We start from the raw sequence: 11,343 nt of genomic DNA on the forward strand, positions 1-11,343 counted from the left end.
CGTGACCAATCGTGCCGACGTTTACGTGCGGCTTTTTCCGCTCGAATTTTTCCTTAGCCATTTTTTAGCTTCCTGATAGGTTTAAACGACAATTATTTCTTGTTGATGATGGCTTCGGCGACGTTCCGCGGAGCTTCGTTGTAGTGCTTGAACTCCATCGAGTAAGTCGCACGACCCTGAGTCAGCGAACGCAGCTGGGTAGCGTAGCCGAACATCTCGGCCAGGGGCACTTCCGCCTTGATTTCCTTGATGCCGCCAGGCAGGTCATCCATGCCCTGAACGATGCCGCGACGACCGGACAGATCGCCCATGACGTTACCCATGTAATCTTCAGGGGTTTCGACAACGACGGCCATCATCGGCTCGAGCAGAACAGGATTGGCCTTGCGCATGGCGTCCTTGAATGCCATGGACGCAGCCATCTTGAACGCGTTTTCGTTCGAGTCCACATCGTGGTAGGAGCCGTCGAACAGGGTGACCTTGACGTCAACAACCGGGAAGCCGGCCAGCACGCCATTCGGCAGGGTTTCCTGCAGACCCTTGTCCACCGCCGGGATGTATTCACGCGGAACCACACCGCCCTTGATGGCATCGACGAACTCGTAGCCCTTGCCCGGCTCGTTCGGCTCAAGCTTGATCCAGACGTGACCGAACTGACCGCGACCACCGGACTGCTTGACGAACTTGCCTTCCTGCTCGACAGCCTTGCGAACCGCTTCACGGTAAGCAACCTGCGGTGCGCCGACGTTGGCTTCAACGTTGAATTCGCGCTTCATGCGATCGACGATGATTTCCAGGTGGAGCTCGCCCATGCCGGAAATGATGGTCTGACCGGACTCTTCGTCGGTACGGACACGGAAGGACGGATCTTCGGCAGCCAGACGGCCAAGCGCCATACCCATCTTTTCCTGGTCAGCCTTGGTCTTCGGCTCAACCGCGACGTGGATCACCGGATCCGGGAAGACCATGCGTTCCAGGATGATCGGGGCGCTGATGTCACAAAGGGTTTCACCGGTGGTGACATCCTTCAGACCCACAACAGCCGCGATGTCGCCGGCGAGCACCTCCTTGATTTCTTCACGGTCGTTGGCGTGCATCTGCAGCAGACGGCCGATACGCTCCTTCTTGCCCTTGACCGAGTTCAGCACCGAAGAGCCAGACTCCAGAACGCCGGAGTAAACACGGATGAAGGTCAGCTGACCGACGAACGGGTCGGTCATCAGCTTGAACGCCAGGGCGGAGAACTTCTCGCTATCCAGGGCGTGACGGACGACTTCCTGCTCGTTGTCATCCACACCAGCAACCGGCGGAATATCGACCGGCGACGGCAGGTACTGGATGACGGCGTCGAGCATGCGCTGAACACCCTTGTTCTTGAACGCGGTGCCGCACAGCATCGGCTGGATTTCGCAAGCCAGGGTGCGGGCGCGCAGACCGGCAACAACTTCCTCTTCCGCCAACTCGCCGTTCTCGAGGTACTTGTCCATCAGCTCTTCGGACGCCTCAGCCGCGGCTTCGACCATCTTTTCACGCCATTCGGCGGCGACGCCTTCCAGCTCGGCCGGGATGTCGCGATAGTCGAACTTCATACCCTGGGATGCTTCGTCCCAGAAAATGGCCTTCATCTTGAGCAGATCAACGACGCCGACGAAGGAATCTTCAGCGCCAATGGGGATGACCACCGGAACCGGGTTGGCGCTCAGACGGGTACGCATCTGATCGACGACCTTGAAGAAGTTGGCGCCGGAGCGGTCCATCTTGTTAACGAAGGCAAGGCGCGGAACCTTGTACTTGGTGGCCTGACGCCACACGGTCTCGGACTGGGGCTGAACACCGCCCACAGCGCAGTAAACCATGCACGCACCATCAAGAACACGCATGGAACGTTCAACTTCAATGGTGAAGTCCACGTGTCCCGGGGTGTCGATGATGTTGAAACGGTGCTCGGGGAAGGACTGATCCATGCCCTTCCAGAAACAGGTCACGGCAGCGGAGGTAATCGTGATGCCACGCTCCTGCTCCTGAGCCATCCAGTCGGTCGTAGCGGCACCGTCGTGCACTTCACCGAGCTTGTGGCTCACGCCGGTGTAATAAAGGATGCGCTCGGTGGTAGTCGTCTTCCCGGCGTCGATGTGTGCGGAGATACCGATGTTGCGATAGCGCTCGATAGGAGTCTTGCGTGCCACAGGCCTAACCTTGCCTTCCTGAATTTGCGAAGCCACGGATCAACCCACGACTTCGTACTGATACTTTACAAATAAATCGAGCCCCTTTCAGGGCCCGACTTCGATTGCGCCTGAGAAATCAGAAGCGATAGTGCGAGAAAGCCTTGTTGGCTTCCGCCATGCGGTGCACTTCTTCACGCTTCTTCATCGCGGCGCCACGGCCTTCGGCGGCCTCGAGCAGCTCGCCAGCCAAGCGCTGAGCCATGGACTTCTCGGAGCGCTTACGGGCAGCTTCGCGCAGCCAGCGCATGGACAGCGCCATACGACGAGCCGGACGAACTTCAACCGGAACCTGGTAGTTGGCACCACCAACACGGCGGCTCTTCACTTCGACAACCGGACGCACGTTGGAGAGCGCAGCGGAGAAGACCTCCAGCGGGTCCTTGCCGCCGCCCTTGGCGACGATGGTTTCGAAGGCGCCATACACGATGCGCTCGGCGACAGACTTCTTGCCGCTTTGCATGATGGCGTTGATGAACTTGGAAACATCCTGGGAACCGAATTTCGGATCCGGCAGGACTTCACGCTTGGGTACGTCACGGCGACGGGGCATGATTGACTCTCGCTATTCTTTGAATGCCGACAATTAAGACTTCTTCGGGCGCTTGGCACCGTACTTCGAGCGGGACTGCTTACGATCCTTGACGCCCTGAAGGTCAAGGGAGCCGCGCACGATGTGGTAACGCACACCCGGCAAATCCTTAACACGGCCGCCGCGGATCAGAACAACAGAGTGCTCCTGGAGGTTGTGACCTTCACCGCCGATGTACGAGATGACCTCGAAACCGTTGGTCAGACGAACCTTGGCCACCTTACGCAGCGCGGAGTTCGGCTTCTTCGGAGTCGTGGTGTAAACGCGGGTGCAGACACCACGCTTTTGCGGGCAAGCCTCGAGCGCGGGAACCTTGCTCTTGGAAACGGGCGCTTGCCGGCCCTTACGAACGAGTTGATTAATTGTTGGCATAGCTAAGAATTTCCCAAAACACCGAGGCAGCCCGACAGGACCGCCTCGGATGGTTATTCCGGCTGCGACTGACTACGATTGGCCAGTCCGCAAAAAGAGGCCGGAGTATATCTTCTTCGTCAAGTTTTCGTCAACCGGCTTGTTGCGCGTTCTCGGTTTCGGAAACTTCCGGCTGGGGTGCCCAGGCATGACCTTCACCGAGATCCTCGCCAATCGCCTGCGACTTGCGGTTACGGTGATAGGCAAGGCCGGTACCGGCCGGAATCAGACGACCGACGATGACGTTCTCCTTCAGGCCACGCAGCTCGTCGCGCTTGCCAAGAATGGCAGCCTCGGTAAGCACACGGGTGGTTTCCTGGAAGGATGCGGCCGAGATGAACGAGTCGGTGGACAGGGACGCCTTGGTGATACCCAGCAGCAGGAAACTGTAGCTGGCAGGCAGCTTGCCTTCGGCAACAACCTTGTCGTTCTCGTCCAGCACTTCGGCGCGCTCGACCTGCTCTTCACGGATGAAGCCGGTATCGCCCGGATCGGTGATGACCACGCGACGCAGCATCTGGCGAACGATCACCTCGATGTGCTTGTCGTTGATCTTCACGCCCTGCAGACGATAGACGTCCTGAACTTCGTCGATGATGTAACGGGCCAGGGCCTCGACGCCCTGCAGACGCAGGATGTCGTGCGGATCGGCGGGACCATCGACGATCAGTTCGCCCTTGTTCACAACCTGACCGTCGTGGACCATGACATGCTTGTCCTTCGGGATCAGGAACTCGTGGACCGTGCCATCCGGCTCGGTGATCACGAGGCGCTGCTTGCCCTTGGTGTCCTTGCCGAAGGACACGGTACCCGTGACCTCGGCCAGCACACCTGCATCCTTCGGCGCACGGGCTTCGAAGAGTTCCGCCACACGCGGCAGACCGCCGGTAATGTCGCGGGTCTTCGCGGATTCCTGCGGGATACGTGCAAGCACGTCACCCACGGAAACCTGCTGACCATCCTTCACGGTGATCAGCGAGCCGACCTGGAAGGTGATGGACACGGCGTGATCGGTGCCGGCAATGCGCACTTCCTCGCCAGTTTCGGTGAGCAGCTTGACCTGCGGGCGCACGCCCTTGGAGGTGCTTGCACCACGACGCTTGGCATCGATCACCACGAGGGTGGACAGGCCGGTCACTTCGTCGATCTGCTTCGCGACGGTGACGCCCTCTTCCACGTTCTCGAACTTCACGAAACCGGCGTATTCGGTAATGATCGGACGAGTGTGCGGATCCCACGTGGCGAGCTGGGTGCCGGCCTTGATGGCCAGACCTTCGTCCACCGACAGGGTCGCGCCGTACGGGATCTTGTGACGCTCACGCTCACGTCCGAGTTCGTCGGCGACCACCACTTCGGCGGAACGGGAGATCACGATCTTCTCGCCCTTCGCATTCGCCACGTAGCGCATGTTCTGCGTGAAGCGGATCACACCGGCAGACTTAGCCTCGACGGCGTTGGCCGCGGCAGCCCGGGACGCAGCACCACCCACGTGGAAGGTACGCATGGTGAGCTGGGTACCCGGCTCGCCGATCGACTGGGCCGCGATGACGCCGACGGCTTCACCGGCATTCACCAGCGAACCGCGGCCGAGGTCGCGACCGTAGCACTTGGCGCACAGACCGTAGCGGGTTTCGCAGGACAGCGGAGTGCGCACGCGCACTTCGTCGAGGCCCACGCTCTCGATCTGGTCGACCATGTCTTCGTCGAGCATGGTGCCCGCTTCGATCAGGGTCTCCTGAGTGTCCGGATGGACCAGATCATCGGTCGTCACACGGCCGAGGATACGGTCACGCAGCGGCTCGACGACTTCACCGCCTTCGATCAGCGCCTTCATCAGGAAGCCGCTCTTGGTGCCGCAATCGTCCTCGATGACGACCAGATCCTGGGTCACATCCACCAGACGACGGGTGAGGTAGCCAGAGTTTGCGGTCTTCAGCGCGGTATCCGCGAGGCCCTTACGAGCGCCGTGGGTCGAGATGAAGTACTGCAGAACGTTCAGGCCTTCACGGAAGTTGGTGGTAATCGGGGTTTCGATGATCGAGCCGTCCGGCTTCGCCATCAGGCCCCGCATACCGGCCAGCTGACGGATCTGGGCAGCAGAACCCCGGGCGCCGGAGTCGGCCATCATGTAGATGGAGTTGAAGGACTCCTGCTTGACGGTGTCGCCCTTGCGGTTGACCACGTCTTCCTGGCCGAGCTGGTCCATCATCGCCTTGGCGACCTGGTCACCGGCGCGACCCCAGATATCCACCACCTTGTTGTAGCGTTCGCCATCGGTCACGAGACCGGAGGTGTATTGCTGGGCGATCTCCTTGACTTCCTGCTCGGCGGCGTGGATCAGCGGGTGCTTGAGTTCCGGCACCAGCATGTCCTTCACCGCGATCGAGATGCCGGCGCGGGTGGCGAGGCCGAAACCGGCCTGCATCAGCTTGTCGGCAAACACGACGGTCGCCTTCAGGCCGCAGCGGCGGAAGGAGGCGTTGATCAGCTTGGAGATTTCCTTCTTCTTCAGGGGCTTCTGCAGCACGCTGAAGGGCAGACCAGCCGGCAGGATCTCGGAGAGGATCGCACGGCCGACGGTGGTCTCGTGGCGGGTGATCTTCTCGATGGACTCGCCTTCCGGGCCGAGGTCCCATTCCTTCAGGCGGACGATGACCTTGGCGTGCAGGGCCACCTGACCGGATTCGTAGGCGCGCTTGACTTCGCCCACGTCGGCGAAGGCCATGCCCTCGCCCTTGGCGTTCACGCCTTCACGGGTCGCGTAGTACAGGCCCAGCACGATATCCTGGGACGGCACGATGATCGGTTCGCCGTTGGCGGGGGACAGCACGTTGTTGGAGGCCAGCATTAGGGTGCGGGCTTCCATCTGCGCTTCCAGCGACAGCGGGACGTGGACGGCCATCTGGTCACCGTCGAAGTCGGCGTTGAACGCCACGCAGACGAGCGGGTGCAGCTGGATCGCCTTGCCTTCGATCAGGACCGGCTCGAACGCCTGGATACCGAGACGGTGCAGCGTCGGCGCACGGTTCAGCATGACCGGATGCTCGCGGATCACCTCTTCGAGGATGTCCCACACCACCGGCTCCTGGCTTTCGACCATCTTCTTGGCCTGCTTGATGGTGGTCGCGAGACCCATCAGCTCAAGCTTGTTGAAGATGAAGGGCTTGAACAGCTCCAGCGCCATCAGCTTCGGCAGACCGCACTGGTGCAGCTTGAGCTGCGGACCCACGGTGATCACCGAACGGCCGGAGTAGTCGACGCGCTTGCCGAGCAGGTTCTGACGGAAGCGACCGCCCTTACCCTTGATCATGTCGGCCAGGGACTTGAGCGGACGCTTGTTGGCGCCGGTCATGGCCTTGCCGCGACGGCCGTTGTCGAGCAGGGAGTCGACGGACTCCTGCAGCATCCGCTTTTCGTTGCGGACGATGATCTCCGGCGCCTTCAGCTCGAGCAGACGCTTCAGACGGTTGTTCCGGTTGATCACACGACGGTAGAGGTCGTTCAGATCGGACGTGGCGAAACGGCCGCCATCCAGCGGAACCAGCGGACGCAGGTCCGGCGGCAGCACCGGCAGGACTTCCAGGATCATCCAGTCCGGCTTGATGCCGGAGGACTGGAAGGCCTCGAGCACCTTCAGGCGCTTGGAGATCTTCTTGATCTTGGCTTCGGAACCGGTGGTTTCCAGCTCGGAACGCAGCTTCTCGATCTCGTGCGGGAGATCCAGCGAACGCAGCATTTCACGGATGCCTTCGGCACCCATCAGCGCGGTGAAGTCGTCGCCATATTCCTCGACCTTGGCCAGATAGTCGTCTTCCGACAGGATCTGGGCGCGGTTGAGCGGGGTCATGCCAGGATCGGTGACCACGTAGGCTTCGAAGTACAGCACGCGTTCGATGTCGCGCAGGGTCATGTCGAGCACCATGCCGAGACGGCTCGGCAGGCTCTTCAGGAACCAGATGTGGGCAACCACCGAGGCCAGCTCGATGTGCGCCATGCGCTCACGGCGAACCTTCGAGAGAGTCACTTCGACGCCGCACTTTTCGCAGATCACACCGCGGTGCTTGAGGCGCTTGTACTTGCCGCACAGGCACTCGTAGTCCTTGACCGGACCGAAGATCTTCGCGCAGAAGAGGCCATCGCGTTCCGGCTTGAAGGTCCGGTAGTTGATGGTCTCAGGCTTCTTCACCTCGCCATAGGACCACGACCGGATCGTCTCGGGAGACGCCAGGCTGATGGTAATGGCGTCGAACTCTTCCTCGTTCGGCAGGCTTTGCTTGAACAGATCAGCGAGCAAACTTTTCATCAATCACTCCATCCAGGGTGAGCACTCATCGATCGAACCAACCGCTCAGTAGCGGTCGAGGTCGATGTCGATTGCCAGAGAGCGAATTTCCTTGACCAGCACGTTGAAGGATTCCGGCATGCCGGCATCGATCTTGTGCTCGCCCTTGACGATGTTTTCGTACACCTTGGTCCGGCCGGTAACGTCATCCGACTTGACCGTGAGCATTTCCTGCAGCGTGTACGCGGCACCGTAGGCTTCCAACGCCCACACTTCCATTTCCCCGAAACGCTGGCCACCGAACTGAGCCTTACCACCGAGCGGCTGCTGGGTGACGAGGGAGTACGGGCCAGTGGAACGGGCATGCATCTTGTCATCGACCAAGTGGTGCAGCTTCAGCACATGCTTGTAGCCCACCGTGACCTGGCGGTCGAAACGCTCGCCGGTACGCCCGTCGAACAACGTAACCTGACCGCTCGACGGCAAGCCGGCGAGTTCAAGCATGCCCTGGATCTCGGACTCCTCGGCACCGTCGAAGACCGGCGTCGCAAAAGGCACGCCTTTACGCAGGTTCTGCGCCAGCTCCAACACCTCGCCATCGGTGAACTCGCCCAGTTCTTCCGGCTTGCCACTACCGTTGTAGATCTTTTCGAGCAGACCGCGCACTTCGTCGGCATTCGCCTTGGCACGCATCATCTTGTCGATCTGGTTGCCAAGCCCCTTGGCAGCCCAGCCCAAGTGGGTTTCGAGCACCTGACCAATGTTCATCCGTGAAGGCACACCCAGGGGGTTCAACACGATGTCCATCGGCGTGCCGTCTTCCATGTAGGGCATGTCTTCGACCGGAACGATCTTCGACACCACGCCCTTGTTACCGTGACGACCGGCCATCTTGTCGCCGGGCTGCAGGCGACGCTTGACGGCAAGGTAGACCTTGACCATCTTCTGGACGCCCGGAGGCAGCTCGTCGCCCTGGGTGAGCTTCTTCTTCTTGGCCTCGAAGGCCAGATCGAAATCCTTGCGGGTCTTCTCGAGGGACTCGCGGACCGACTCCATCTGGGCAGCGAGCGTCTCGTCGGCCATGCGGATATCGAACCAAGTGTAGTGCTCGAGGCCTTCCAGGTACTCGTGGGTGATGGGCGTGCCCTTGGCGAGACGACGCGGACCGCCGTTGGCAGGCTGATTCACGATCATCCGTTCGATACGCTCGAACGCGTCGCGCTCAACGATGCGCATCTGGTCGGCCAGATCGGTCTTGAAGCCACGCAGCATGTCGTCGATGATCGACTGGGCACGCTTGTCGCGCTCGATACCTTCGCGGGTGAACACCTGCACATCGATGACGATGCCGTTCATGCCGGACGGAACGCGCAGCGACGTATCTTTAACGTCGGAAGCCTTTTCGCCGAAAATCGCGCGAAGCAGCTTTTCTTCCGGCGTCAGCTGGGTTTCGCCCTTCGGCGTCACCTTGCCCACCAGCACGTCGCCGGCTTCGACTTCGGCACCGATATACACGATGCCGGATTCGTCCAGCCGGGACAACTGACCTTCGCCCAGCGACGCGATATCGCGGGTGATTTCCTCAGGTCCAAGCTTGGTGTCGCGAGCGACGACGGTCAGCTCTTCAATGTGGATCGAAGTGAAGCGGTCGTCCGCAACCACGCGTTCGGAGATCAGGATCGAGTCTTCGAAGTTGTAGCCGTTCCAGGTCATGTAGGCGACCAACATGTTCTGGCCCAGCGCCAGTTCCCCCATGTCGGTGGACGCGCCGTCGGCGATCACGTCGCCACGGGAGACCACGTCGCCAACCTTGACGACCGGACGCTGGTTGATGTTGGTGTTCTGGTTGGAACGCGTGTACTTGATCAGGTTATAGATATCGACGCCGACTTCGCCGGCAACGGTTTCCGCATCATGCACACGGATCACGATACGGTTGGCGTCGACATAATCGACAACGCCGCCCCGCAGCGCCTGCTCCGCGGTGCCCGAGTCGACCGCCACGGTACGCTCGATACCGGTACCGACGAAGGGCTTCTCCGGACGCAGACAAGGCACGGCCTGACGCTGCATGTTGGCGCCCATCAGTGCGCGGTTCGCGTCGTCATGCTCGAGGAACGGAATCAGCGAAGCGGCGACCGACACGATCTGCCCCGGCGCAATGTCCATGTACTGAACGGTGTCTGCAGTAGCAAGCGTGAATTCACCCTTGTTACGACAGGAAACCAGATCGCCCGTCAGCTTGCCGCTGGCATCCACTTCCGCGTTCGCCTGAGCGATCACGTACTGGCCTTCTTCGATGGCCGACAGGAAATCGATCTGGTCGGTGACGCAACCGTCGGTCACCTTGCGGTACGGCGTCTCGAGGAAGCCGTACTGGTTGGTGCGGGCAAACAGCGCCAGCGAGTTGATCAGACCGATGTTCGGACCTTCCGGGGTCTCGATCGGACACACACGACCATAGTGGGTCGGATGCACGTCGCGCACTTCGAAACCCGCACGCTCGCGGGTCAGACCGCCCGGGCCAAGGGCCGAAACACGGCGCTTGTGGGTGATCTCGGCCAGCGGGTTGGTCTGGTCCATGAACTGCGAAAGCTGGCTGGAACCGAAGAACTCCTTGATCGCGGCGCTGATCGGCTTGGCGTTGATCAGGTCGTGCGGCATCAGGTTGTCGCTCTCGGCCTGGCCGAGACGCTCCTTGACGGCGCGCTCAACGCGCACCAGGCCGGCGCGGAACTGGTTCTCTGCCAGTTCGCCGACGGAACGCACGCGACGATTACCGAGGTGATCGATGTCGTCGATTTCGCCACGACCGTTGCGCAGCTCGACCAGAACGCCAACCACCGCCAGCACGTCGTCGTTCGACAGGGTGCCAGGACCTTCGCCGCCCTTCGGTCCGACGGTCGCGTAGAGACGCTTCTGCCAATCGGGCGCCTTGTCGTCCAGCTTTTCCGGATAGGCGCGACGGTTGAACTTCATGCGCCCCACGACCGACAGGTCGTAGCGCTCGGGCAGATAGAACAGCCCCTGGAACAAGGCTTCGACAGCATCTTCCGTGGGCGGCTCGCCCGGACGCATCATCCGATAGATCGCCACACGCGCAGCCCACTGGTCGGCGGTTTCGTCGATACGCAAGGTCTGGGAGATGTGGGAGCCGCGATCGAGATCGTTCAGGTACAGGGTCGCGATGTCGGTGACATGAGCGTCGCGCAGCTTGTCGAGAACGTCTTCGGTGATTTCTTCGTTGGCACGGGCAACCAGTTCGCCGTCCGGGCTCACCACATTGGTGGCCAGCACGCGGCCGAGCAGGAAGTCATCGCCGACGCTCACCACGTCGATACCGGCACTGGCCAGTTCGCGGATGTGCTTGGCGGTGATCCGCTTGTCCTTGGTCACGATGACCTTGCCGGAAGTCGGATCGACCACGTCGAACTTGGCCACTTCGCCGCGCAGACGATCGGGGACGAGCGCGAAGCTGGCACCGTCGTCGAGCAAGGTGAAGTTTTCGAAGTCGTGGAAGGTCGCGAGGATCTCTTCCGGATTCATCCCGATCGCCTTCAGCAGGATGGTCACCGGCATCTTGCGGCGACGGTCCACGCGGAAGTAGAGGTAATCCTTCGGATCGAACTCGAAGTCGAGCCACGAACCGCGGTAAGGGATGATGCGGGCCGAGAACAGCAGCTTGCCGGACGAATGGGTCTTACCGCGGTCGTGTTCGAAGAACACACCGGGCGAGCGGTGCAGCTGGGACACGATAACCCGCTCGGTTCCGTTAACCACGAAGGAGCCGTTGTTGGTCATGAGCGGAATCTCGCCCATGTACACTTCCTGCT

At 60.9% G+C, this 11,343-nt stretch carries 5 protein-coding genes; all 5 read right to left on the reverse strand.

Annotated elements, in window-relative coordinates; all coding sequences use genetic code 11:
- Window positions 1–92: 92 nt before the first annotated feature.
- Window positions 93–2,186, reverse strand: a complete 2,094-nt coding sequence (gene fusA / locus Q0672_RS19185; protein ID WP_153162191.1) for an elongation factor G — start codon at window positions 2,184–2,186, stop codon at window positions 93–95.
- A gap of 118 nt (window positions 2,187–2,304) precedes the next feature.
- Window positions 2,305–2,778 carry a 30S ribosomal protein S7 gene (gene rpsG / locus Q0672_RS19190; RefSeq protein ID WP_153162160.1) on the reverse strand — a complete coding sequence of 158 codons (474 nt, stop codon included), beginning with the start codon at window positions 2,776–2,778 and terminating at the stop codon, window positions 2,305–2,307.
- A gap of 33 nt (window positions 2,779–2,811) precedes the next feature.
- Window positions 2,812–3,189: a 30S ribosomal protein S12 gene (gene rpsL, locus Q0672_RS19195; protein WP_079432645.1), complete on the reverse strand. Its 378-nt coding sequence runs from the start codon at window positions 3,187–3,189 to the stop codon at window positions 2,812–2,814.
- A 130-nt stretch (window positions 3,190–3,319) separates the two neighbouring features.
- Window positions 3,320–7,531, reverse strand: a complete 4,212-nt coding sequence (gene rpoC, locus Q0672_RS19200; RefSeq protein ID WP_153162159.1) for a DNA-directed RNA polymerase subunit beta' — start codon at window positions 7,529–7,531, stop codon at window positions 3,320–3,322.
- A gap of 45 nt (window positions 7,532–7,576) precedes the next feature.
- A partial coding sequence (gene rpoB, locus Q0672_RS19205) for a DNA-directed RNA polymerase subunit beta (protein ID WP_298624813.1) occupies window positions 7,577–11,343 on the reverse strand: 3,767 nt, incomplete at its 5' end.

Origin of the sequence: uncultured Zoogloea sp., from assembly GCF_937894855.1 — a bacterium.
GTDB lineage: Bacteria > Pseudomonadota > Gammaproteobacteria > Burkholderiales > Rhodocyclaceae > Zoogloea > Zoogloea oryzae.

Coding starts and splice junctions, on each gene's coding strand:
- rpsG (WP_153162160.1), bottom strand. CDS start 2,778: ATGCCCCGTCGCCGTGACGTACCCAAGCGTGAAGTCCTGCCGGATCCG.
- rpoC (WP_153162159.1), bottom strand. CDS start 7,531: ATGAAAAGTTTGCTCGCTGATCTGTTCAAGCAAAGCCTGCCGAACGAG.
- rpsL (WP_079432645.1), bottom strand. CDS start 3,189: ATGCCAACAATTAATCAACTCGTTCGTAAGGGCCGGCAAGCGCCCGTT.